General features: G+C 71.0%; 17 protein-coding genes and 2 rRNA genes. 8 read left to right on the forward strand and 11 right to left on the reverse strand.

Features of this window, described 5'->3' with window-relative positions; all coding sequences use genetic code 11:
- Positions 1 to 58: 58 nt before the first annotated feature.
- Entirely contained in the window at positions 59 to 574 is a 516-nt protein-coding gene (locus ABZZ74_RS19225) for a hypothetical protein (protein WP_356766335.1), read from the reverse strand.
- A 317-nt stretch (positions 575 to 891) separates the two neighbouring features.
- On the opposite strand from ABZZ74_RS19225, the gene ABZZ74_RS19230 reads away from it, so the two are divergent.
- Positions 892 to 1,554 (forward strand): Rv3235 family protein, encoded by a 663-nt coding sequence (locus ABZZ74_RS19230; RefSeq protein WP_356766381.1) that lies wholly within the window; start codon positions 892 to 894, stop codon positions 1,552 to 1,554.
- Between the two features lie 84 nt (positions 1,555 to 1,638).
- Here the strand turns inward: ABZZ74_RS19230 and secA are convergent, their stop codons facing one another.
- Entirely contained in the window at positions 1,639 to 4,452 is a 2,814-nt protein-coding gene (secA, locus tag ABZZ74_RS19235) for a preprotein translocase subunit SecA (protein WP_356766337.1), read from the reverse strand.
- A gap of 303 nt (positions 4,453 to 4,755) precedes the next feature.
- On the opposite strand from secA, the gene ABZZ74_RS19240 reads away from it, so the two are divergent.
- Positions 4,756 to 5,337 (forward strand): GNAT family N-acetyltransferase, encoded by a 582-nt coding sequence (locus ABZZ74_RS19240; protein WP_356766339.1) that lies wholly within the window; start codon positions 4,756 to 4,758, stop codon positions 5,335 to 5,337.
- 85 nt (positions 5,338 to 5,422) lie between these two features.
- Entirely contained in the window at positions 5,423 to 6,622 is a 1,200-nt protein-coding gene (locus ABZZ74_RS19245; protein WP_356766341.1) for a crosslink repair DNA glycosylase YcaQ family protein, read from the forward strand.
- A gap of 21 nt (positions 6,623 to 6,643) precedes the next feature.
- Here the strand turns inward: ABZZ74_RS19245 and ABZZ74_RS19250 are convergent, their stop codons facing one another.
- The 7 genes from ABZZ74_RS19250 to mtnA form a co-directional block, all read right to left on the reverse strand.
- Positions 6,644 to 7,390 carry a response regulator transcription factor gene (locus ABZZ74_RS19250; RefSeq protein WP_030943352.1) on the reverse strand — a complete coding sequence of 249 codons (747 nt, stop codon included), beginning with the start codon at positions 7,388 to 7,390 and terminating at the stop codon, positions 6,644 to 6,646.
- 206 nt (positions 7,391 to 7,596) lie between these two features.
- Positions 7,597 to 8,289, reverse strand: a complete 693-nt coding sequence (gene raiA, locus ABZZ74_RS19255; RefSeq protein ID WP_133046237.1) for a ribosome-associated translation inhibitor RaiA — start codon at positions 8,287 to 8,289, stop codon at positions 7,597 to 7,599.
- Between the two features lie 310 nt (positions 8,290 to 8,599).
- Positions 8,600 to 9,721, reverse strand: a complete 1,122-nt coding sequence (locus ABZZ74_RS19260) for a ComF family protein (RefSeq protein WP_356766344.1) — start codon at positions 9,719 to 9,721, stop codon at positions 8,600 to 8,602.
- 180 nt (positions 9,722 to 9,901) lie between these two features.
- Positions 9,902 to 11,710: an LpqB family beta-propeller domain-containing protein gene (locus tag ABZZ74_RS19265; protein WP_356766346.1), complete on the reverse strand. Its 1,809-nt coding sequence runs from the start codon at positions 11,708 to 11,710 to the stop codon at positions 9,902 to 9,904.
- A complete protein-coding gene (mtrB, locus tag ABZZ74_RS19270; protein WP_356766348.1) occupies positions 11,700 to 13,763 on the reverse strand; it encodes an MtrAB system histidine kinase MtrB in 2,064 nt (687 codons plus the stop codon). The genes ABZZ74_RS19265 and mtrB overlap by 11 nt, the downstream gene beginning before the upstream one ends.
- 1 nt (position 13,764) lies before the next feature.
- On the reverse strand, positions 13,765 to 14,454 hold the full coding sequence (mtrA, locus tag ABZZ74_RS19275) for a two-component system response regulator MtrA (protein WP_187283109.1): 690 nt from the start codon (positions 14,452 to 14,454) through the stop codon (positions 13,765 to 13,767).
- 202 nt (positions 14,455 to 14,656) lie between these two features.
- On the reverse strand, positions 14,657 to 15,805 hold the full coding sequence (gene mtnA / locus ABZZ74_RS19280; protein ID WP_356766350.1) for an S-methyl-5-thioribose-1-phosphate isomerase: 1,149 nt from the start codon (positions 15,803 to 15,805) through the stop codon (positions 14,657 to 14,659).
- A gap of 140 nt (positions 15,806 to 15,945) precedes the next feature.
- On the opposite strand from mtnA, the gene ABZZ74_RS19285 reads away from it, so the two are divergent.
- From ABZZ74_RS19285 to ABZZ74_RS19305, 5 genes are read left to right on the forward strand one after another with little or no spacing between them, the layout of a single operon-like run.
- Positions 15,946 to 17,277: a hypothetical protein gene (locus tag ABZZ74_RS19285; protein WP_356766352.1), complete on the forward strand. Its 1,332-nt coding sequence runs from the start codon at positions 15,946 to 15,948 to the stop codon at positions 17,275 to 17,277.
- A 4-nt stretch (positions 17,278 to 17,281) separates the two neighbouring features.
- The gene (locus tag ABZZ74_RS19290; RefSeq protein WP_356766354.1) at positions 17,282 to 18,064 is read left to right on the forward strand and encodes a DUF4129 domain-containing protein; all 783 of its coding nucleotides are present in this window, start codon (positions 17,282 to 17,284) and stop codon (positions 18,062 to 18,064) included.
- On the forward strand, positions 18,061 to 19,257 hold the full coding sequence (locus ABZZ74_RS19295) for a DUF4350 domain-containing protein (RefSeq protein ID WP_356766356.1): 1,197 nt from the start codon (positions 18,061 to 18,063) through the stop codon (positions 19,255 to 19,257). The genes ABZZ74_RS19290 and ABZZ74_RS19295 overlap by 4 nt, the downstream gene beginning before the upstream one ends.
- Positions 19,257 to 20,246 carry a MoxR family ATPase gene (locus ABZZ74_RS19300; RefSeq protein WP_240860483.1) on the forward strand — a complete coding sequence of 330 codons (990 nt, stop codon included), beginning with the start codon at positions 19,257 to 19,259 and terminating at the stop codon, positions 20,244 to 20,246. The genes ABZZ74_RS19295 and ABZZ74_RS19300 overlap by 1 nt, the downstream gene beginning before the upstream one ends.
- Positions 20,246 to 21,556, forward strand: coding sequence for a DUF58 domain-containing protein (locus ABZZ74_RS19305; RefSeq protein ID WP_356766358.1), 1,311 nt, complete (start codon positions 20,246 to 20,248; stop codon positions 21,554 to 21,556). The genes ABZZ74_RS19300 and ABZZ74_RS19305 overlap by 1 nt, the downstream gene beginning before the upstream one ends.
- Before the next feature lie 73 nt (positions 21,557 to 21,629).
- Here ABZZ74_RS19305 and rrf read toward each other — a convergent pair.
- Together rrf and ABZZ74_RS19315 are read right to left on the reverse strand one after the other, a co-directional pair.
- A 5S ribosomal RNA gene (rrf, locus tag ABZZ74_RS19310) occupies positions 21,630 to 21,746 on the reverse strand.
- Between the two features lie 85 nt (positions 21,747 to 21,831).
- Positions 21,832 to 21,904: ribosomal RNA gene (locus ABZZ74_RS19315) — 23S ribosomal RNA — on the reverse strand; the annotation flags it as partial.

Consider the following 21,904-nt stretch of genomic DNA (forward strand, 5'->3'; position numbering starts at 1 on the left):
GGGATGCACCGGCGGGGCGATCGAGGTCGCCGACCGGCGATCGGAGTGTGCGGAGGGCTCAGTCCGCGAGGCCCACCAGGCTCGGGATCTCCTGCGTGGCGTACCAGAGCAGTTCGTGGTCCTCGGCCCCGTCCACCACGAACTGGGCGTCGTCGTCACCGCGGTCCGCCGCCTCCAGCGCATCAGCTGCCGCGGCCACGTCCGTCTCCGCGTCGTCGAGGTCGACGTGCACGGCGGCCGCCTTGGCCAGCGGTACGGCCTGGCTGACGCGGACCTCGCCGAGCGCGGCCGGGTCGAGTCCGCGGTCCGGGTCGGCCCAGGCCGTGCCGTCGGGCACGTCGACGGCGACCACGACCCGGCGCCGGGGAGCCCCGGCGTCGGCGGCCAGCAGACGCAGCGAGGCAAGGGCGGCGCGGTTCAGCGCCGCGTACTCCAGTTCCTCGATGTCGTCCGAGAGGTACCACTCGCGCAGCGCGGGGGTGACGGCGTAGGCGACGAGCGGCCCGGCCCCCAGCTCTCCCGTCTTGTACGCCTCGGCGAGACCGGGGAGGGTCAGGGGGACGTAGACGCGCATGTCTGGCCGCTTTCGTGATCGAGGGGCTCCGCTGGACAGGGCCTTCAGGATACGTGCGGGCGTCCCCTTTCGAGTCCCCGCCGATGACGCCGAGGCCGTCAACCCCGGGCCCGTGATTCACCCACGACCCCCGCGTGAACACGGGCCCACAACCCCCTCCATCACCCTGATAGGTGAACCTTCCGACCGCCCCGACCCGACCTTCTGCTTCCTTGCTGCCGCCATCGCGTTCCGTACAAGATCCGCAACAGGAAGTTACCGCCCGGTACCACCGCTCGGCCGGGCTCATGGACACGCTCATGGAAACGGGGACACCCATGCACAAGGTCATGACCAGGGCAGCGCACACCCGGCCGGGGACCCGCCCGCCGGGCCGCCACGACACGCGTCGCCCGGGCGGCGCCCCGCCGCGCACGCCGGGCGGAGCCTCGGCCGGGACCGCCCCGGGCGGCGGCCGCCCGCCCGGCTCCCGTACCTCCGGGCTCTCCGCCAACACGAGGCCCACGGACACCCGCCCAGCGTCGGCACCAGCCCCGACACCGGTCCCGACATCAGCGTCAGCCTCGGCTCAGGCCGCGGCTTCGGCTTCGGCGACACCCGCGGTGCCCGCCCCGCCGGTTCGGCTCCCCGTCCCGCAGCCCCGCCCCACCGACGTCTTCGCCGACCGTCTGCTCGCCGTTCTGAGCGGGCAGCGGCCCGTCCACTGGATGCTCCGGCACACCGCGGGCCGCGCCTACGACGAACTGGCCCGGCTCGCCGAACGCGGGCCCCTGCGCACCCGCGGCACCCGCCCCGTCGTCCGCGACATCGGCTACTGCGTCCCCCGCCCCGGCGCCATCGAGGCGTTCGCCCGGATCGGCGCCGGGGAGCAACTGCGCGCCATGGCCTTCCGCCTGGAGCAGGGCCCCGATCTGCGCTGGCGCTGCACGGCGGTGGAACTGGGCGGACCCCGCCCCGCACGTGCCGCCGTCGACGACTAGGCGACCGTACGCAACAGGGCCGGGTCATCCCGCGGATGACCCGGCCCTCGAGCCGCTACGACGCCTCGGGCGCCGTAGCCGCCGTCACTTCTTGCGGCGACGCCCGCCCCGCGCCTGCTTGCGGCGCTCCGCGCGCGTGAGGCCGTCGGCCTCCGAGCGCACCGGCTCCTCGTCGCCGACGAAGTCGCCCTCGATGGTGCCGCCCTCGCCGTCCACGGTCGGCGCGGAGAAGTGCAGGTTCCGTCGCTGCGGAGCGTCCAGCCCCTTCGCGCGGATCTCCGGACGCCCACCCGCCTGGGCCGGCACCGCGTCCTGCTTCTCCATGTCGACCGGAGCGGCGTCCTCGACCAGGACCTCCTCGACCTGCTGCTCGACCTGGACCTCCAGGTTGAACAGGTAGCCGACGGACTCCTCCTTGATGCCCTCCATCATCGCGGTGAACATGTCGAAGCCCTCGCGCTGGTACTCGACCAGCGGGTCCTTCTGCGCCATCGCGCGCAGGCCGATGCCCTCCTGGAGGTAGTCCATCTCGTAGAGGTGCTCGCGCCACTTGCGGTCCAGGACCGACAGCACGACCCGGCGCTCCAGCTCACGCATGATCTCGGAGCCGAGCTGCGCCTCCCGCGCCTCGTACTGCTCGCGGATGTCGTCCTTGATGGACTCGGAGATGAACTCGGCGGTCAGACCGGCCCGGTCGCCGGCGGCCTCCTCCAGCTCCTCCACCGTGATCCGCACCGGGTAGAGCTGCTTGAAGGCGCCCCACAGCCGGTCGAGGTCCCAGTCCTCCGGGAAGCCCTCGGCGGTCTCCGCGGCCACGTACGCGTCGATCGTGTCGTCCATGAAGTGGCCGACCTGCTCCTGCAGGTCCTCGCCCTCCAGGACGCGGCGCCGCTCGCCGTAGATGACCTCACGCTGACGGTTGAGGACCTCGTCGTACTTCAGGACGTTCTTACGGGTCTCGAAGTTCTGCTGCTCGACCTGCGACTGGGCGGACGCGATCGCGCGCGTGACCATCTTGTTCTCGATCGGCACGTCGTCCGGGACGTTCGCCATCGACATCACGCGCTCGACCATCTGGGCCTTGAACAGCCGCATCAGGTCGTCACCGAGGGACAGGTAGAAGCGGGACTCGCCGGGGTCGCCCTGACGACCGCTGCGACCGCGCAGCTGGTTGTCGATACGGCGCGACTCGTGCCGCTCGGTGCCCAGCACGTACAGCCCGCCGAGCTCCTCGACCTCTTCCTTCTCGGCCTTGACCGCCTGCTCGGCCCGCTCCAGGGCCGCGGGCAGGAACTGCGCCCACTCCTCGATGTGCTCCTCGGGGTCGAGGCCGCGCTGGCGCAGCTCCGCCTCGGCGAGGTCCTCGGGGTTGCCGCCGAGCTTGATGTCCGTACCACGGCCGGCCATGTTGGTGGCCACCGTGACGGCGCCCTTGCGGCCGGCCTGGGCGACGATCGTCGCCTCCCGGTCGTGCTGCTTGGCGTTCAGCACCTCGTGCTGGATGCCGCGCTTGGACAGCTGCTGCGAGAGGTACTCCGACTTCTCGACCGACGTCGTACCGACGAGGATCGGCTGGCCCTTCTCGTGCTTCTCGGCGATGTCGTCGACGACCGCCTCGAACTTCGCGACCTCGGTGCGATAGATGAGGTCCGACTGGTCCACGCGGATCATCGGCTTGTTGGTCGGGATCGGGACCACGCCGAGCTTGTAGATCTGGTGGAACTCGGCGGCCTCGGTCATCGCCGTACCGGTCATGCCGGAGAGCTTCTTGTAGAGGCGGAAGAAGTTCTGCAGGGTGATCGTGGCGAGCGTCTGGTTCTCGTCCTTGATGTCCACCCCTTCCTTCGCCTCGATCGCCTGGTGCATGCCCTCGTTGTAACGGCGGCCGGCGAGGATACGGCCGGTGTGCTCGTCGACGATCATGACCTCGCCGTCGATGACGACGTAGTCCTTGTCCTTCTTGAAGAGCTCCTTGGCCTTGATGGCGTTGTTCAGGTAGCCCACCAGAGGCGTGTTCACCGACTCGTAGAGGTTGTCGATGCCCAGCCAGTCCTCGACCTTGGTGACACCGGACTCGTGGATGGCGACCGTGCGCTTCTTCTCGTCGACGTCGTAGTCGCCGGTCTCCTCAACGCCCTTGAGCGGGTTGCCGGCCTCGCCGCGCTTGAGGCGCAGCACCAGCTTGGCGAAGTCGCCGTACCACTTGGTGGCCTGGTCGGCGGGGCCGGAGATGATCAGCGGCGTACGGGCCTCGTCGACGAGGATGGAGTCGACCTCGTCGACGATGGCGAAGTTGTGCCCGCGCTGGACGAGTTCGTCCTTCGCCCACGCCATGTTGTCGCGCAGGTAGTCGAAGCCGAACTCGTTGTTCGTGCCGTACGTGATGTCGCACTCGTACTGCTCGCGGCGCTGCGCCGGCGTCATGTTGGAGAGGATGCAGCCGACGCTCAGGCCGAGGAACTTGTGGACGCGGCCCATCATCTCGGAGTCGCGCTCGGCCAGGTAGTCGTTGACCGTGATGAGGTGGACGCCGTCACCGGAGAGCGCGTTCAGATACGCGGGCAGGGTGCCGACCAGGGTCTTGCCCTCACCGGTCTTCATCTCGGCCACATAGCCGAGGTGCAGGGCTGCACCACCCATCAGCTGCACGTCGTAGTGCCGCTGGCCGAGGACGCGCTTGGCGGCCTCGCGCACGGTGGCGAACGCCTCGGGCAGCAGGTCGTCCAGGCTCTCGCCGTCGGCGTAGCGCTGCTTGTACTCATCGGTGAGGGCCCGCAGCTCGGCGTCGGAGAGGTCGACGAAGTCCTCTTCGATGGAGTTGACCTGGTCCGCGATGCGGTGCAGCTTGCGCAGGATCTTGCCTTCGCCTGCACGCATGATCTTCGAGAGGACGGACACGGGGGTTGGTCTCCTTGCCGGTCGGGCCTGGGACGGTCGGTTTCCATTTGGCTTACTGAGCAACGGCCATCGTATGCGAGGACCAGCCCCGGTCGGGAGGCCTGCTGTGACGACGACCTTTCAGCACTCGGCGCACCGCCTCAAATCTTCTTCAAAGCGGGCAACGGACGGGTTCACAGGGGACAACGGACGGGCCCCGCGGATGGTGCCGGATCCCGCCGACGAATTGCGCGAATTGTGATCACCCGCTCACGCTCGGCTAAAGGATGGCGCCCCGCACCCAGCCCCGAGCAGAATCGGCCGATGGAACCCGTGACGCTCACCACCGCCCGTCTGCTTCTGCGCACGGTCGGCCCGCAGGACACCGAAGCGGTGCACGCCGCCGCCCAGGACCCCGACATCCAGCGCTGGACCACCATCCCCTCCCCCTACCTGCCCGAGCACGCGCGCAGCTTCACACAGGAGATCGTCCCCGAGGGCTGGGCCAACGGCTCGATGCTCACCTTCGGCCTCTTCCTCCCCGAAGGGGAGGAACTGGTGGGCATGCTCGGCCTGACCATGCGTTCCCTGGGCACCGCCGAGATCGGGTTCTGGGCCGCCAAGGAGCACCGGGGCAACGGCTACGTCACCGAGGGCGCCGTCGAGGTCTCCCGCTGGGCGTTCACCCAGCTGTCGGTCGACCGAGTGGAATGGCGCGCGGAGGTCGGCAACAGACCCTCCCGCGCGGTGGCGGAGCGCGCCGGTTTCGTCATCGAGGGCACCCTGCGCTCCGCGATCATCCACGGAGGCGTACGCCGTGACGCCTGGGTGGGCGCCCTGCTGCCCTCGGACCTGGGGCTGCCGTCGACGGCCCCCCACCTGCCGGCGCGGGTACAACCCGAGTGACCCACGCCGAGCCCAACCCGGGGCACCCGTCGACGAATCCCCAGTTCAGCCGCCACTGTCAGTCCCGCCCCCTATCGTGCGAACCATGACGACCCCGCGCCCCACCACCGACCTCTCGGCAGACGAGGCCCGCCGCATCGCCCTGCGCGCCCAGGGCCTGCTCGGCGCACCCGACCGCAAGGCAGGCGTCCGCGGCATCCTCCGCCACCTCGGCGCGGTCCAGCTGGACACCATCTCGGTCCTGGCCCGCTCCCACGAACTCATCCCGTACGCCCGCCTGGGCGCGGTGGGCCGCAGAACGGTCGAGGACGCCTACTGGAACACCGCGGCGACCGGCGAACCCCACGCCTTCGAGTACTGGTCGCACGCCGCGTGCATCCTCCCCGTCGAGGAGTGGCCCCACTTCGCCTTCCGCCGCCGCGCCTACCGGTCCCGCCCGCACTGGAACCACGAACTCCCCGACGGCACCTACGACCAGGTCGTCAAACAGCTCCGTGCCGAAGGCCCCCTCACCGCCACCGAGTTGGGCGGCGCCAAGCGCACCAGCGAATGGTGGGACTGGTCCGGCGCGAAGGTCGCCGTGGAGCGGGCCCTGATGTACGGCGAGGTGGTGTGCGTGCAGCGCCGCGGCTGGAAGCGGGTGTACGACCTGGCCGAGCGGGCGATCCCGGAGCCGCTGCTGCACGACGAGCTGGACGACACGGAGTGCCTGCGCCGCCTGGTCCGCCTGGCCGGCCAGTCCCTGGGTGTCGGCACGCGCGCGGACATCGCCGACTACCACCGTCTCAAGGGCGAGCAGGTCGACGCGGTCATCGCCGACTCGGGCCTGGTCCCGGTCACGGTCGAGGGCTGGGGCAAACCGGCCTGGGCCGACCCGGCGGCCTTGGAGACACCTCCGCGCGGCCGCCACCGCACCACGCTGCTGTCGCCCTTCGACTCCCTCGTCTGGGAGCGGGCGCGCACGGAGCGGATCTTCGGCTTCACGCACCGTCTGGAGGCCTACGTCCCCAAACCGAAGCGCGTGTACGGCTACTTCGCGATGCCCGTCCTGGCCGGCGGCCGGCTCGTCGGCCGCGTCGACCCCGCCCGCGAAGGTGCCACGCTGATCGCACGGCAAGTCACCCTGGACGGACCCAAGGTGGTCCCGGCCGTCGCGGAAGCACTGGTGGAGGCAGCGAGTTGGGTGGGCTGCACGAGCGTACGCGTCGAGCGGGTGGACGCCCCGGAGCTGCACGAGCCGCTCACCAAGGAGGTGACCCGGGCGCTCATCGCCGCTCTGCGCTGAACCAGGCCCCGCGGGCTCCCGTCAGCGGATCTCGAGGATCTTCTCCCGCATCGCGTACACCACCGCCTCCATCCTGGAGTGCAGCTGCAGCTTCTCCAGGATGTTGCGCACATGGTTCTTCACGGTGTTCTCGGAGATGAACAACTCCTTGGCGATGTCCCGGTTGTTCATGCCCGTGGCGACGAGCTTGAGGACCTCCAGTTCACGGTCCGTCAGCCGCGGCGCGGGCACCAGCCGACGCTCGTCGGTGCGCTGGATCATCGACTTGAACTCGGTGAGGAGCTTCGACGCCATGGAGGGACTGATCTGCGACTGCCCGTCGGCGACCGCGCGAATGGCCGTGGCCACTTCGTCCGTCGAGATCTCCTTCAGGAGATAACCGGTCGCACCCGCCTTGATCGCGTCGTAGAGGTCGGCCTCCTCGTCGCTGATCGTCAGCATGATGATCTTGGCGCTGGGAGCGACCTCCTTGATGGAGGTGCACGCCTCGATCCCGCCCCGCTTGGGCATCCGTACATCCATCAGGACGATGTCGGGCAGCAGGTCGGCGGCCTTGTCGACGGCCTCCGCGCCGTCCCCGGCCTCGCCCACGACCTGGATGTCCTCCTCGGCCGCGAGCACGATCTCCAGACCACGGCGGAAGAGAGCGTGGTCGTCCACGACCAGGACTCTGATCGGCTCCTTGCGTGGAGAGCCCGCGTCCGGGCCCATGCCGACGACGCCACCGTCGGCATCCTCGTCCCGCATCGGTCCGAAGCTGTCCGCCATCGTTCCTCCCCCTGAAGGCTGTGGCCTGTGGTGCTGTGCCATCCGCCAACCCAAGGCAACGGCCCACCGGTTGAGCCGCTGAGGCCATGATTCCATGCCCGGGCGACAACGCGGTGACAGAGCGGGACGCGAAGTGGTCGCACACCGGTGCCCCTGGGGGCGCACAGGCGCTCCAGGGGCACCGGCACAACTGTCAGCCGCGAGGGTCAGCCACCCAACGTGCCACCGGGCGCGGGAGACTGCGCCTGGGCGACCATCGGGTCCGTGCTGAGGTGGATGACGCCGTAGTCGTACGCGTGCCGCCGGTAGACGACACTCGGTTCCTTCGTCTCGGAGTCGACGAACAGATAGAAGTCGTGGCCGACCAGCTCCATCTCGTAGAGGGCCTGGTCGAGCGTCATCGGGGAGGCGACGTGGGTCTTCTCGCGGACGACGAGGGGGCCTTCGCCCTTCACTTCCAGCGAGCCGATCTTCCTGGTGGGTACGCCGTCGGTGTCTTCCTCGTGGACGGCCTGGCCGTTCCCGTTGAGCGTCGCCGCGCCAGGGACGTGGTCGGGGACCTCGGCCGCCGAGATCCGACGCGCGCCACGGCGCGAGAACCGCTTGTCGTGCTGCTTGCGCAGCCGGGCGTCCAGCTTCTCCGCCGCCAGGTCGAGCGCCGCGTACGGATCGCTGGCCGCCGCCTCCGCCCTGATCACCGGACCGCGGGAGCGGAGCGTGATCTCCACTCGGTCACAACGGTCGGCTTGTCGGGGGTTGGGCTCCTTGGACACCTCGACGTCGAGGCTGATCACCTTGCCATCGAGCTTCTGGATCTTCTCCAGCTTCAGCTTCTCGGCCACGTGCTTGCGGAACCGCTCAGGCACCTCGGTCTTGCGGCCCTTGACGACGATGTCCACGCAGAACTCCGTTCCCGGATCGCTCCGCCTCGCTGCGGAGCGTCTCCCTTTTGCACCAGGCTCCGGTGATCTCCGGAACCTACGGACTCGGTGACGTCCACCTCCTCCCCCGCGGGCAAGATCTCCACTCCACCAGCGCGGGTGATGGTGAAAACCCGCAGCACGGCACTCGGGTACGTGAGGCGTGGCCTGCGCCTTTCCTCACAACCGAACATATCTCGCCCGGACGGATGTCGTCACCCTCTACCGCGGCGTACCTCCGTTCAGGTGAATTGACCCTGTCATTACCTGCAACGATGCAAGTGCACAGTCAGTTCCGGTTTGTTTCGAAAGAGTCCGGCGACGCCGCGACCACAGCCGCGCAGATCAGGTCACCGGCGCTGCTCGCACCAGCCCCTCCCCGCCCGTCGCGCACAAGGTCGGCCTCTTCCTCCACCGGTCCGGTGATCCGTTCCCCTCTGCTTTCCCGAGCAGCCGCCGGATACACGGCCCGAGCCACATCACCGCATGATTCCGGCCCCGGCGAATGCCGGTACCCGCGCGCGTCCCCGGCCGACCACCCGCCGGCCACCGCGACCGCTCCCCCACGCCCTGGCTCCGGCCCCGTGACATACGCGTCCGCTCCCTCGTTCGACCCCGTCACACAGGCATCCGCCCCCGCGTCTGCACCCGTCACATACCAGTCCGCCCCTTCGTCCCTCCACGGTTCCCTCGCCGCCCATACCGCCCGCGCCGCCTCCGCCAGTGACGCCCCGGTCGTCATCAGATCGTCGACAAGCACGACCCGACCGCCCCGAAGCAGTCGCCCACCGCCCGGCACCACGCCGAGCGCGCCCGCCAGATTCTCCAGCCGCTGCCGAGAGTTGAGCCCCGCCTGATCCACCACCGCCCGCCGCTGCCGCAGCACGGCGACGACGCGCGCCGCAACCCCGCCCCGCCGCAGCTCACCGGCAGCGGCGAGCGCGATCCGCCTGGCCGGATCATGCCCCCGAGCCCGTACGGCCCGCCGCGCCGAGGGCACGGGGACGAGCAGCAGGGGCCGGTCAACGTGGCTCGCGGACTCACCTGTCGGCGCGCCGGCCAGAGGAGCCCGCACGGAGGGGGCCCCTCCCCCTCCCCCCACCCCGCCTCCCCACGCCTCCCGCACCCCCACCCGCACCGCCCCCGCCAAAGCCGTACCCAGCGGTGTCGCGAGGGATAGGGCGCCCCGTTCCTTGTGGGCCAGCAGCACGGCCCGTACCTCGTCCGCGTACCGGGCCGCCGCGTGCACCGCCGGCAGACCGGGCGGTTCCGGCACCGGGCGCACCCGACTCGGTACCGCCCCGCTCAGAGCCGCACGGCACTTCGGGCAGAGCACCGTGCGCGGCCTCCCGCAGCCGCCGCACTCGGTCGGCAGCACCAGGTCGGTGAGGTCCTGCCACCACCCCCGCATGGCGACCACTGTGCCAATACCCGAGCCACCCGACCACCCCTGTGGACAACTCCCTGTGGACAACTCGCGCCGCCGGGAAGCAACTCGTCGGCCGCCCCTCCCGCCACCCGAACCGAACACGAAGCGGCCCCCCGCCAGGTCCCCCTGGTCGGAAGCGGCCGCTCTCGAAGCCGTGTCGGACTAGCCCGGATAGACCGGCGCCTTGCCGTCCGAGACGACCTTCTGCCACTGTCCTCCGGACCCCAACCGCACGATCCCGTCGTCCGAGTACGCCGCCATCGGCAACCCCTCGGACTCGGTCGCGGTGATCTCCTTGACCCCGGTGAGCGCGGCGGGCGCCGGTCCGTCGGGGGTGGAGCCGTCGACCTGGACGTAGCGCATCGTCTGCACACCGCCCTGCTCGCGCCCGACCACCACGAGCCGGCTGTCCCCGGCCCAGGACATGGCCGTGATGTCCTCCAACTCCGGTGTCGCGGACCGCAGCTCCAGCACCGAAACGGTCGGCGCACCCTTGTCGCCGCCCCGTTCGATCCGCCCGATGAGCAGGGACTTCTCCTTGCCCTTGGCCACCACGAGCGCGATCCGCACACCGTCGGCAGCCACCCGTACGTCCTCGATCTGCCCGTTCAGGTCCGGTGTCCTCACCTCGAGCGGGTGCCCCTTGCCCTGCCGCAGCAGGAGGAGCCGGGGGCCTGCGGGGTCGCGGTCGGCGATCCAGAGGTCGCCCTGCGAGTCCCAGCTGGGTGCCGTGAACCGGGTCTGCTCGGCCTTGCCCTGGCTGGTCAGCACTGGGTTTCCGAGGGAGCCGCCCGACACCAGCGAGGAGACGTACAGCTCCCTGCCGTCGGCGGCGACCGCGGCCGCCGTGCTCTCGTCACGCGACACGGCCACCGACGTCAGCGCCTTGGCGCCCTCGCCCAGTGCCCCGGGCACGGGTTCGGCGCTGGTGCTGGGGCTGCCCGCCGCGATCCGCACCAGCCTGCTCTTGGCGTCGATGAAGTACAGGTAGCCGGTGTGTGCGGTGGAGGCCAGTGTGGCGACCGTGGCGGTCCGGTCCTCGCTGAGTGTGCACAGCCGCCGGCCTCCCGACCGCAGCTCGACCTGCTCGATGGCCGTGGTGAGGTTCTGCAGCGTGAACAGCAGCTGCGTCGCCATCTGCTCGCACTGGGCCGTTCCGACGCGAGCGGCGCTCGCGTTGAGCGGCACGGTGAGGTTGTTCTGGTCGTCGGGCGCCAGCGAGGTGACGCCCTTGCCCAGCGCCGTACCGGTGGGAAAACTCGTCCGTACCTCGGGGTTGAGCCAGTTCGTGGGACCGTTCAGCAGTGAACGCACCGTCTGCGTCATGGGATCGACGCGGCGGCGCACGTACACGGGATCGGCGACGGCCGCAGGTGCCCCCGAGGTCGTGGTGGAGGCGAAGTAGTACTTGTTGACGGACATGTAGTTGCGCTGGAAGTCCGACTTCCCCATGACGACGCCCTGCGGCAGCCGGTCGATGCGCCACTGCCCGGTCTTGTCCCGCGCGAGATGGACCAGCGCGTTGTAGGGGCCGCTGTCGGGCTCGTACGACTGCTGCGCGTCCACCTTGGCGACCCTGGTGCCGGTCAGAGTGAAGGAGAGGTTGTCCCTGGCGTCCGAACGGTCCTGGCCGGTGCCCGGCCCGTTGTCGAGGATCGTGGTGGACAGGCCCGGATTCCACGCCTGGGAGGCGGCGCTGGTCAGATACTGCCGCGCCGTCGTGTAGTTCGGGTCGTCGCTGGTCAGCGCCTCCAGGAAGCCCGAGACGATCTCGGGGGGCTGCGCGTTCTTCTGCGGCGGCATGGCGAAGACCCGCACCTGCGTGTCCTGTCGCGGTGTGGAGTCGACGCCGCGCAGATCCCCGCTGTCGGGCATCGACGCGCACCCGGCCAGCAGTACGACGCCGCAGACGCCGTATGCCGCCGCGCGCACCGGTCGGCGCCGGGCGCCCCCCTGACGGTCAGCGCCCACGCGATGCCTCCCCATGCCTCGGCGTGTCTTCCGGTCCGGTGTCCGCACGGCCCGGGGTCTCGCTCCGTGCCCCCTCTCCTGGGGGCGTCTCGTCCTGTCGCCGCGTGCCCGAGGCGGGCCGGGGTACGACACGCGCGCCGTTGCCGGGCAGCGCGGTCGGGTCGGCCGTGGGTGTGGCGCCGCTCAGCCTCGGGGCGATCGCGGGTATCTGGTCCCCGGCCGGCTGCACGGGCACGGTGGCCGTCTTGTCGCCACCGCGCGGCAGGCCGGCGTCGTTGAGTCCGCGGTTGCGGCGCGAGTCCTTGGGTTCGAGCGGTATCGGCGAGCCGCGCAGCGGCTCGTCCGCGGTCCTGGGCAGCGTCAGCCGGAACTGTGAACCGCCGCCCGGCTCGCCCCAGGCCTGCAGCCAGCCGCCGTGCAGCCGCGCGTCCTCCAGGGCGATGGACAGCCCGAGCCCGGTGCCGCCGGTGGTACGCGCGCGTGCCGGGTCCGCCCGCCAGAAGCGGCTGAACACGCGCGTGGCCTCGCCGGGCTTGAGTCCGACGCCGTAGTCGCGCACCGCGACGGCGACGGCCCCGCCCGCCGCGGCGAGCTTGACGATGACGTCCTTGCCCTCGCCGTGCTCCACGGCGTTGACGACGAGGTTGCGCAGCACACGCTCCACGCGGCGTGCGTCCGCCTCGGCGATGACGGGCTGCTGGTCGCCCCGTACGCGTATGTGTGTGCCTTTGCGCTCCGCGAGCGGTTCGGCTCCGCTGACGACCCGCCGTACGACCTCCCTGAGGTCTATCGGCTCCGCCTCCAGCGCTGCCGCGCCCGCGTCGAAGCGGCTGATCTCCAGCAGGTCGGCGAGCAGCGACTCGAACCGGTCGAGTTGGTCGGCGAGCAGCTCGGCGGACCGCGCGGTGACCGGATCGAAGTCCTCCCGCGCCTCGTGGATGACGTCCGCGGCCATTCGTACGGTCGTCAGTGGCGTCCGCAGTTCGTGTGAGACGTCGGAGACGAACCGTCGCTGCATCCGCGACAGGTCCTCCAGCTGCTGGATCTTCAGCTGGAGGTTCTGCGCCATCTTGTTGAAGGCCTCGCCGAGCCGCGCGATGTCGTCCTCGCCGGTGACCTTCATCCGCTCCTGCAGCTTGCCCGCGGACAGCCGTTCGGCGATCCCGGCCGCCATCCGCACGGGTGTGACGACCTGCCGCACCACCAGCCAGGCGATGGCTCCGAGGAGTACGACGACGAAGAGCCCGGCGGTCGCCAGCGTGCCCTTGACCAGGCTCAGCGACTTCTCCTCCTGCGTGAGCGGGAAGAGGTAGTAGAGCTGGTACGGGTTGCCGGTGGGGTCGTTGACCTGCTTGCCGATGACCAGGGCGGGCTGGGACTCCTTGTCGCTGTCCTTGTAGATGATCCGCGTGTAGCTCTGCGCGGCCGTCTGGATCTCGTTGATCCGTGCGCGAAGGTCGTCGGGGACGCTGGCCGTCGGGTCGAGCTGGCCGGAGGCGCGCGGGCCGCGTCCGCCGCCGCTGTTGTTGTCCCCCGCGGGCAGCGTCACCACGTCGAAGGCGCCCTGACCACCGCTGGAGAGGGATTCGACGAGGTCGCTCATCCAGGAGGTGAGGTTCTGCGACTGCCGTCCGTCCGGGGACTGGGCGGTGTCGGCGGTACCGGTCTCCGCCTCGTCGGCCTTCTGCTTGGCTACGGCGAAACCGCCGGTGGCCTGGCTCTGGGAGGCCTTCACCTTGGCGTCCAGCAGTCCGTTGCGTACCTGGCCGATGACGACGAAGCCGAGCAGCAGTACGACGCCCAGCGACATCAGCAGTGTCGTGGCGACGACCTTGAGCTGGATGTTGCGCCGCCACAGCCGCATGACGGGCAGCAGCGGGCGGCGCACCCACCGCATGAAGAGCCGCAGCACCGGGCTGCCCTGGACCCCGCCCTGCAACAGCCCGCCCTCCAACAGGCGCTGCCAGCGGGAGCCGGCCGGCTTCCGGCCGACAGGCCGCCCCGCGCGGGCCCCGGCCGGCCCGGACGCCGTGGCGGCACTGTCACCGGACATGTCAGCTCGGCCCTGCCTTGTACCCGACGCCACGGACGGTCACCACGATCTCCGGACGCTCCGGGTCCTTCTCCACCTTGGAACGAAGGCGCTGCACATGGACGTTGACCAGGCGGGTGTCGGCCGCGTGCCGGTAACCCCACACCTGCTCCAGCAGCACCTCGCGCGTGAACACCTGCCAGGGCTTGCGCGCGAGAGCCACCAGCAGGTCGAACTCCAGCGGCGTCAGCGCGATCGACTGCCCGTCCCGCTTCACCGAGTGCCCCGCCACGTCGATGACCAGGTCACCGATGGCCAGTTGCTCGGGCGCCGGCTCCTCCGATCGCCTCAGCCGCGCCCGGATCCGCGCGACGAGCTCCTTCGGCTTGAACGGCTTCACGATGTAGTCGTCGGCCCCGGACTCCAGCCCGACGACGACGTCCACGGTGTCGCTCTTGGCCGTGAGCATCACGATCGGCACACCCGACTCGGCCCGGATCAGCCGGCACACCTCGATGCCGTCCCGGCCGGGCAGCATCAGGTCGAGCAGCACCAGATCGGGTTTGGCCTCCCGGAACGCGGCCAGCGCCTTGTCGCCGTCAGCTACGAAAGACGGCTCAAACCCTTCACCACGCAGCACGATGCCGAGCATCTCGGCAAGTGCGGTGTCGTCGTCGACGACAAGGACTCGTCCCTTCATAAACGACATCATCCCATTCTCATAACAGTGGCGAAGGTGCAGGTGAGCAGGGTCACTGGCCCGTGACGATAGTCGTACTCGGCCGTCACTGTCTGCCCCTGTCCGCCGACGTCGGTGCCGACAACGGATCTCAGCTACCCAGGGTAGGCGCACGCCGACCATCCGGTCGGCCCGGCCGACCGGCGCGAAACGTCCCACACCCTCCGCAACCGTGTCAGGACGCCGTCACGGGCCGCGACCTGGCGCACAGCTCCGCGAGGGCCTCCGCCGTCACGGGAGAGACGGTGCCCTCCTCCGTGACGATCGCGGTCACCAGTTCCGGCGGCGTCACATCGAACGCGGGGTTGTAGGCCTGCGTCCCCAAGGGCGCCACCGGGACCCCGCCCCCGGCCTCCACCCCCACCACCGGAACCTGAGGCGCCACGATCTCGGTCACCTCGTGCCCGGGACGCTGCTCGACCTCGATGGACGCCCCGTCCGGGGTGTCCGGGTCCACCGTCGTCACCGGCGCCACCACGATGAACGGCACATGGTGGTACCGCGCGAGCACGGCCAGCGGATAGCTCCCCACCTTGTTCGCCACCGACCCGTCGGCCGCGATCCGATCCGCCCCGATCAGCACCGCGTCCACCTCACCGGCCGCGAAGAGCGAGCCCGCCGCGTTGTCCGTGAGCAGGGTGTACGCCATCCCGTTGCGCGCCGCCTCGTACGCCGTGAGGCGAGCGCCCTGCAGCAGGGGACGCGTCTCGTCCACCCACAGCCGCCGCAGCCGCCCCACCCGGTGCGCCGCGAGCGCCACCGCGAAGGCCGTCCCCTCACCGCCCGACACCAGCGCCCCGGTGTTGCAGTGGGTGAGGATCCGGTGCCCGCCGCCGGGCAGTAGCTCGTCGAGCAGCGCCAGTCCACGCTCGGCCATCCGAGCGCTGGCCTCGGCGTCCTCCTGGTGCAGCTGCCGCGCCGCGGCCAGCGCCGCCGCGGCGGCCCGCTCCCCCTCGCCGCTCCTGGCGCACTCGGCCTTGTAGGCCGCCTGCGCCCTGCGCACGCCGACGGAGAGGTTCACCGCGGTGGGCCGGGCGCCCGCCAGCGCGGCCGCGGCGTCGTCCACGTCGAAGCCGCGGGCGGCGGCGAGCGCGACGCCGTACGCCCCCGCGATCCCGAGCAGCGGTGCCCCGCGCACGGCGAGCGAACGGATCGCCTCCACCAGCGCGGGCGCGTCCGTGCAGACCAGTTCGACCTCCTCGGCCGGCAGCCTCGTCTGATCCAGTAGGACCAGTACGGGCCCCTCGGGTGGTTCCTCCCAGCGGATCGCCGGGATCTCGGTCGGCCTGCTGTCCTCGCCGGATTGCGCGTGCTGATCAGCCATGCGATCAGTCTGCCCCTTATCCGGCGGACAATTGAAGGTGTGCAGCCCATACCGCGGCCGGTACCTCCATGAGCACCCCATGGCACGATGGCTGCCAACTTGCCGCCGCGACCGCGGACGGGCACCGTGAAGGAGCGACGATGAACGACACTCCGGGCTGGGCCTCGCCCGGATCTGCCCCGTCCGACGGGCAGGAGACCGGCGAGTCCGGCACTCCGCGTCCCGGCGCCGCACAACCCGCCGACCAGCCGGGCACGGACCCGCAGGAACCAGGCGTGAAGTGGTCCAAGGAGCAGCCGCCCGCCGGCCAGTGGTCCGCGCCCACGGGCCCCGGAAGCCCTGGCCAGACCCCGCCTCCTCCACCGCCCGGCCCGGGCTGGGGCGGCACCCCTCCCGGCGGCCCGGGCAGCCCCGGAGCACCCGGCGGCTGGGGCGGCTACGGCGGTCCCTACGGCGGCTGGGGCGGCGCCTGGGGTGGTCCCCCGCCCGCGGCCAAGCCCGGCGTCATCCCGCTGCGCCCGCTCGGCGTGGGCGAGATCCTCGACGGCGCCGTCTCCACCATGCGCACCTACTGGCGCACGGTCCTCGGCATCTCGCTGACCGTCGCCGTCGTCACGGAGATCGTCGTCGTCCTGCTCCAGGGCCTCGTCCTGAACGACCGGGAGACCGCTGAAACCCTCAGCGACCCCAGCGCCAGCCTCTCCGAGGTCACCCGCGCCATGGGCGACACCATGCTCAACACCAGCGTCGTGTTCCTCGTCTCCCTCATCGGCACGATCACCGCGACCGCCCTGCTGACGACGGTCACCAGCCGCGCCGTGCTCGGCCGGCCGGTCACCGCCGGCGAGGCCTGGCGCGACGCCCGTCCGCAGGTGCCCAAACTGTTCGGCCTGATCTTCCTGCTGCTGTTCATCGCGGCCGGCGTCATCCTCGGCGGCGCACTGCCCGGCATCCTCGTCGCGGTCGCCGGCTCGGGCGACGCGGGAGTCGCGCTCGCCATCCTCGGCAGCCTCGCCGCCGGGATCGTCGCCCTGTGGCTGATGATCCGCTTCTCGCTCGCCTCGCCCGCGCTCATGCTGGAGAAGCAGAGCATCGTCAAGTCGATGAGCCGCTCCGTGAAGCTGGTCCGCGGCTCCTGGTGGCGGGTCTTCGGCATCCAGCTGCTCGCCACGGTCATCGCGAACATCGTCGCGTCGATCGTGGTCATCCCGTTCACCTTCATCGCCGCCGCTTTCGGCAGCGACGGCATCGTCAACTTCTTCAACAACGGGGGCGCCGACGCCGGCTGGACGTTCCTGATCATCAGCGGGATCGGCTCGATGATCGGCTCCATGATCACGTTCCCGATCACGGCCGGTGTCACGGTCCTGCTCTACATCGACCAGCGCATCCGCCGCGAGGCCCTCGACCTCGACCTGGCCCGCGCCGCCGGCGTCCAGGGATACGGCACCGACACCGGCACGGGGAGCTGATGCGGTGAGCCTGACGGGGGGCGTTGTCACATCGGTACCGGCACTGCCGCGCGCCGCCGAGGCCGCCGTACGGACCCTGCTGCGCGCGGGCGACACATCCCTGCTGTCGCTCGCTCGCTCCGGTGACGAACCGCCGGTGACCATTCCGCGCGATCCCGCGCGCGAGGCGGCTCGCCGCGAGCTGTCCAAACGCATGTACCACGAGAACGACCCCAGCCTGTTCCAGCGCGCCCTCAACGCCTTCTGGGACTGGGTCGACAAACTCTTCGGCACCGCCGCCACCGCGACCCCGGGCGGCACGCTCGGCCTGATCGTCGTCCTCGTGGCCGTCCTCGCCGTCCTCGGGGCGCTGTGGTGGCGCCTCGGCAGCCCGCGCCGCCAACCCACCTCCTCCGCCGCCCTGTTCGACGACCGCCCCCGCAGCGCCGCCGAACACCGCGCGGCCGCCGAGGCGCAGGCCGCCCAGGGCCACTGGAACCAGGCCGTCCAGGAACGGATGCGCGCCATCGTCCGCTCGCTCGAGGAACGCGCACTCCTCGACGTCCGCCCCGGCCGCACCGCGGACGAGGCCGCCGCCGAAGCGGGCACCGCGCTGCCCTCCCACGCGGACCGACTGCGCGCCGCCGCCCGGGACTTCGACGACGTCACGTATGGCGGCCGAAGGGCGAGCGAGATGTCGTACCACCGCATCGCCGAACTCGACCGCGACCTCGAACGCACCAAGCCCCAACTCGCCGGCAGCATCCCCAGCACGGCCCGCAACGGCCGCCATGGAGCCGCCGGATGACCACCGAGGCCACGCTCCCGTCCACCTCGGCCTCGCCCACCGCCCGTCAGGTGTGGACCCGCGCGCGAGGCATCGCCCTCGCCGTCGTCGTCCTGCTGGCCGCGGCCGTCGTCATCGCCGTGGTGCGCTCCGACACCCGGCACGGCGAACTCGACCCGCGCTCCGTCGACCCCTACGGCAGCCGCGCCGTCGCCGAACTCCTCGCGGACCGCGGCGTCTCCACGCGCGTGGTCACCACCCTGGACGAAGCCCGCGCCGCAGCCGGACCCCGGACCACTCTCCTGGTCGCCGTCCCCGACCTCTTGACGCCCCGTCAACAGTCCACGCTGCACTCCACGATCGCCGAGTCCGGCGGACGCACCGTCCTGATCGCCCCCGGCAGCTCGTCCGTCGAAAAACTCGCCCCCGGTGTCACCGCCGACCCCGCCACCAGCTTCGACTCGACGCTCGCCCCCGACTGCACGCTGCCCGCCGCGCAACGCGCGGGAAGCGCCGACACGGGCGGCATCCGCTACACCACCACGCACCTCGACGCCGACAAGTGCTACCCCAGCGAGCGCCTGGCGACCCTGCTGCGCATCCCGCAGACCTCCGCAGGCGGCGACACCGTCGTCCTGGGCGCGCCCGACATCCTCTTCAACAACCGGCTCGACAAGCAGGGCAACGCCTCGCTCGCCCTCCAACTCCTTGGCTCCCGCCCCCATCTGGTCTGGTACCTCCCCTCGCTCTCCGACACCTCCGCCACCGGCGACGGCGGCGAAAAAGGCTTCCTCGACCTGCTGCCCTCGGGCTGGCTCTGGGGCACACTGCAACTCTTCATCGCGGCATGCCTCGCCGCCCTCTGGCGGGCACGCCGGCTCGGCCCCCTCGTGCCCGAGAAACTCCCCGTGGCGATCCGCGCCTCCGAAACCGTCGAAGGCCGCGCACGCCTCTACCGCAAGGCGAACGCCCGCGACCGCGCGGCCGCCGCTCTTCGCTCCACCACCCGCACCCGACTCGCCCCCCTCGTAGGCGTCCCCGTCACCCAGGCGCACGCGCCCGAGACCCTGCTCCCCGCCCTGTCCGCCCACCCCCGCGGCGACGGACAGACCCTGCACTCCCTCCTCTTCGGCCCGCCGCCCAGCGACGACGCGGCCCTCATCGCCCTCGCCGACCAACTCGACGCCCTCGAAAGAGAGGTACGCCGTCCATGATGGACCCGACCACTGACAACGCCGGGATCACCGGGGACCCGGGCAAGGCCCGCGCCTCCCTGGAGGCCCTGCGCGCCGAGATCGCCAAAGCCGTGGTCGGCCAGGACCCCGCCGTGACCGGCCTCGTCGTCGCCCTCCTCTGCCGTGGACACGTGCTACTAGAAGGAGTCCCCGGGGTCGCCAAAACGTTGCTCGTCCGCGCCCTCGCATCCGCACTCGAACTGACGACCAAACGCGTCCAGTTCACCCCCGACCTCATGCCGAGCGACGTGACCGGCTCCCTCGTCTACGACGCCCGCACCGCCGAGTTCTCCTTCCAGCCCGGCCCGGTCTTCACCAACCTCCTCCTCGCCGACGAGATCAACCGCACCCCGCCGAAGACCCAGTCCTCACTCCTGGAGGCCATGGAGGAACGCCAGGTCACGGTCGACGGCACCCCGCGTCCGCTCCCCGACCCGTTCCTGGTCGCCGCGACCCAGAACCCGGTCGAGTACGAGGGCACCTACCCCCTCCCCGAAGCCCAACTGGACCGCTTCCTCCTCAAACTGACAATCCCTCTCCCCTCCCGCCAGGACGAGATCGACGTCCTCACCCGCCACGCCGAAGGCTTCAACCCGCGCGACCTGCGCGCAGCCGGCGTACGCCCCGTCGCCGGCCCTGCCGACCTCGAAGCCGCCCGCGCCGCCGTCGCCAAGACCACGGTCTCCCCCGAGATCACCGCCTACGTCGTCGACATCTGCCGCGCCACCCGCGAGTCCCCGTCCCTCACCCTCGGCGTCTCCCCCCGCGGCGCGACGGCCCTCCTGGCCACCTCACGCGCGTGGGCATGGCTCACAGGCCGCGACTACGTCATCCCCGACGACGTCAAAGCCCTCGCCCTCCCCACCCTCCGGCACCGCGTGCAACTCCGCCCGGAGGCCGAGATGGAGGGCGTGACGGCCGACTCCGTCATCAACGCTATCCTCGCCCACGTCCCCGTCCCCCGCTGATGGCCCTCACCGGACGCGCCGCGCTCCTCGCGGCCCTCGGCTCCCTCCCAGTCGGCATCTGGGACCCCGGCTGGACGGGCATCCTGGCCGTCAACGCCCCCCTGGCGGTGGCCTGCGCCTGCGACTTCGCCCTCGCGGCCCCCGTGCGACGCCTCGGCCTGACCCGCTCCGGCGACACGTCCGTACGCCTGGGCGAGAGCGCCGACGTCACCCTCACGGTCACCAACCCGTCCCGCCGCCCCCTCAGAGCCCGCCTGCGCGACGCCTGGCCCCCCAGCAGCTGGGAGCCCGGCACCGAGGTGGAGGCCTCACGCCACCGCCTCACCGTCCCCCCGGGCGAACGCCGGCGCCTCACCACCCGCCTGCGCCCGACCCGCCGAGGCGACCGCCAGGCCGACAGGGTCACGATCCGCTCGTACGGCCCCCTCGGCCTGTTCTCCCGCCAGGGCACCCACAAAATCCCCTGGACGGTACGCGTCCTGCCCCCCTTCACCAGCCGCAAGCACCTCCCGTCCAAGCTCGCCCGACTGCGCGAACTCGACGGCCGCACCAGCGTGCTCATCCGCGGCGAGGGCACCGAATTCGACAGCCTGCGCGAGTACGTCCCCGGAGACGACACCCGCTCCATCGACTGGCGCGCCACAGCCCGCCAGTCCACCGTCGCCGTACGCACCTGGCGCCCCGAACGCGACCGCCACATCCTCGTCGTCCTCGACACCGGCCGCACGGCCGCGGGCCGCGTGGGCGACGCCCCGCGCCTCGACGCCTCCATGGACGCGGCCCTGCTGCTGGCAGCCCTCGCCTCCCGCGCCGGCGACCGCGTAGACCTCCTCGCCTACGACCGCCGAGTACGCGCGATGATCCAGGGCCGCACCGCACGCGACGTGCTCCCCTCCCTGGTCAACGCGATGGCGACACTCGAACCCGAACTGGTCGAACTGGACGCCCGAGGCCTGACGGCCACCGCCCTGCGTACGGCCCCGCGCCGCTCCCTGATCGTCCTCCTCACCAGCCTCGACACGGCCCCCGTCGAGGAGGGGCTGCTCCCGGTCCTCTCTCAACTCACCCAGCGCCACACCGTTCTCGTGGCCTCGGTGGCAGATCCGTACATCGCGCGCATGGCGAAGGCTCGCGGAAACACCGACGCGGTGTACGAGGCCGCAGCGGCGGCCCAGGCCCAGAGCGAACGCCACCGCACAGCCGAACAACTCCGGCGCCACGGGGTTACGGTCGTCGACGAGACCCCGGATGAACTGGCGCCGGCGTTGGCGGACGCGTACCTGGCTCTTAAGACGGCGGGCCGGCTGTAGGGGAAGTGGAGTGGTCCCGGAACGCAGAAAACCCCCGGACCGGTATCCCCGGCCGGGGGTTTTCTCACAAATTGTTCGGCGGCGTCCTACTCTCCCACAGGGTCCCCCCTGCAGTACCATCGGCGCTGTAAGGCTTAGCTTCCGGGTTCGGAATGTAACCGGGCGTTTCCCTCACGCTATAACCACCGAAACACTATGAAACTGTGAACGCCACACCGCTGTTTACAGCGGGGCTGTTCGTGGTTTCAGAACCAACACAGTGGACGCGAGCAACTGAGGACAAGCCCTCGGCCTATTAGTACCGGTCACCTCCACACGTTACCGTGCTTCCAGATCCGGCCTATCAAC

The sequence above is a fragment of the Streptomyces sp. NPDC006476 genome (genome assembly GCF_040612015.1).
Lineage (GTDB): Bacteria > Actinomycetota > Actinomycetes > Streptomycetales > Streptomycetaceae > Streptomyces > Streptomyces griseorubiginosus_B.

Excerpts from the sequence above, each read along its gene's own strand:
- ABZZ74_RS19225 (WP_356766335.1), bottom strand. The coding sequence starts at position 574 with ATGCGCGTCTACGTCCCCCTGACCCTCCCCGGTCTCGCCGAGGCGTAC.
- ABZZ74_RS19230 (WP_356766381.1), top strand. The coding sequence starts at position 892 with ATGCACAAGGTCATGACCAGGGCAGCGCACACCCGGCCGGGGACCCGC.
- ABZZ74_RS19240 (WP_356766339.1), top strand. The coding sequence starts at position 4,756 with ATGGAACCCGTGACGCTCACCACCGCCCGTCTGCTTCTGCGCACGGTC.
- ABZZ74_RS19245 (WP_356766341.1), top strand. The coding sequence starts at position 5,423 with ATGACGACCCCGCGCCCCACCACCGACCTCTCGGCAGACGAGGCCCGC.
- ABZZ74_RS19250 (WP_030943352.1), bottom strand. The coding sequence starts at position 7,390 with ATGGCGGACAGCTTCGGACCGATGCGGGACGAGGATGCCGACGGTGGC.
- ABZZ74_RS19260 (WP_356766344.1), bottom strand. The coding sequence starts at position 9,721 with ATGCGGGGGTGGTGGCAGGACCTCACCGACCTGGTGCTGCCGACCGAG.
- mtrB (WP_356766348.1), bottom strand. The coding sequence starts at position 13,763 with ATGTCCGGTGACAGTGCCGCCACGGCGTCCGGGCCGGCCGGGGCCCGC.
- mtrA (WP_187283109.1), bottom strand. The coding sequence starts at position 14,454 with ATGATGTCGTTTATGAAGGGACGAGTCCTTGTCGTCGACGACGACACC.
- mtnA (WP_356766350.1), bottom strand. The coding sequence starts at position 15,805 with ATGGCTGATCAGCACGCGCAATCCGGCGAGGACAGCAGGCCGACCGAG.
- ABZZ74_RS19285 (WP_356766352.1), top strand. The coding sequence starts at position 15,946 with ATGAACGACACTCCGGGCTGGGCCTCGCCCGGATCTGCCCCGTCCGAC.
- ABZZ74_RS19295 (WP_356766356.1), top strand. The coding sequence starts at position 18,061 with ATGACCACCGAGGCCACGCTCCCGTCCACCTCGGCCTCGCCCACCGCC.
- ABZZ74_RS19300 (WP_240860483.1), top strand. The coding sequence starts at position 19,257 with ATGGACCCGACCACTGACAACGCCGGGATCACCGGGGACCCGGGCAAG.
- ABZZ74_RS19305 (WP_356766358.1), top strand. The coding sequence starts at position 20,246 with ATGGCCCTCACCGGACGCGCCGCGCTCCTCGCGGCCCTCGGCTCCCTC.